This window comes from Collinsella sp. SGI.184 (assembly GCF_050313415.1).
In the GTDB taxonomy this organism is placed as follows: Bacteria; Actinomycetota; Coriobacteriia; order Coriobacteriales; family Coriobacteriaceae; genus Collinsella.
The window spans coordinates 1-983 of record NZ_JBNPLJ010000041.1 but is presented as its reverse complement, the minus strand read 5'-3'; the positions used below and the strand labels follow the sequence as shown (position 1 = coordinate 983).

Annotated in this window: 1 protein-coding gene and 2 pseudogenes; 2 read left to right on the top strand and 1 reads right to left on the bottom strand. The window is 71.3% G+C overall.

Annotation, left to right across the window (positions count from 1 at the left end; genetic code table 11):
- Window positions 1-234: 234 nt before the first annotated feature.
- Both ACQRAJ_RS08725 and ACQRAJ_RS08720 read left to right on the top strand, forming a co-directional pair.
- Window positions 235-411 (top strand): annotated as a pseudogene (locus ACQRAJ_RS08725) (hypothetical protein); the annotation flags it as partial.
- A 62-nt stretch (window positions 412-473) separates the two neighbouring features.
- A complete protein-coding gene (locus ACQRAJ_RS08720; protein WP_427748381.1) occupies window positions 474-584 on the top strand; it encodes a hypothetical protein in 111 nt (36 codons plus the stop codon).
- A 183-nt stretch (window positions 585-767) separates the two neighbouring features.
- Here ACQRAJ_RS08720 and ACQRAJ_RS08715 read toward each other — a convergent pair.
- Window positions 768-983, bottom strand: a pseudogene (locus ACQRAJ_RS08715) (hypothetical protein); the annotation flags it as partial.

Sequence of the window (983 nt, the reverse complement as noted above, 5' to 3'; positions counted from 1 at the left end):
TCGAGGTCGTGTCGGCCGGCGAGGACTTCAGCGCGACCGAGGTCGAGAAGCTGGGCTGGCTCGTGAGGAAGCTCATGGCCAAGTACGGCATCGGCGCCTCCGGGGTCATCCGCCACTACGACGTGACGGGCAAGCTCTGTCCCGCGCCCTACGGGGCGGCGTCCAAGTGGGCGGCGCTGAAGGCCGCGATCACGGGAGGGGCGGCGCACGGCCCTGGGGAGCCGCTACGACGATGTGCAGGCGGAGGTGAACCGCATCCTGGTCGGGGGCTCCGGCGGGGGCGCGGCACAGGCGCCGGCTTCTGACGACGTGGACGACCTCGCGCGCCGGGTGCTCACGGGCGAGTTCGGCAACGGCTCGGCGCGCAAGGCCGCGCTTGGGTCTCGCTATGCGGAGGTCCAGGCGCGCGTGAACGAGATGCTGGGCACCGGGGCTCCTCGGGAGGCTCGTCTGGCGGAGCCGACGTCGACGCCCTGGCGCGCGCCGTCATCCGCGGCGACTACGGCAACGGCGCCGAGCGCAAGCGCCGCCTGGGGTCGCTCTACGACGCCGTGCAGGCCCGCGTGAACGAGATCCTGTCGTGACGCGCGAGGACGTCCGCTGGGGCGTGGCCGCGGCGCTCGCCGTGCTGCTGTGCCTGGGTGTGCTGCCTTTCGTTCCGCTGCTCTGGCTCGCGGGCAGGCTCGATACGTAGCGTTTTGTCTCTTCACTAAGGAGTACACAAGGGAGAGGCCCTCGCCCCTTTGCCGGGGCGAGGGCCTCCGTCGCTACCGCCTCCGGCACGGGCCGTCGGAGAGCGTCGGGAAGTCTCGGTGCCTGGGGCCGTCCACGAGCACCTCGTGCCACCACTCGCTGCTTCGCGGCCCGTCCGCCGCGAGGTTGTCGATCAGGCGGGTCTGGGTGACCTCGTCGAGCTCCGCGAACTCGTCGCGCATCGCGTTCTCGATGGCGGAGGAGCTCGCGATCATGTCGTGCAGGATCTG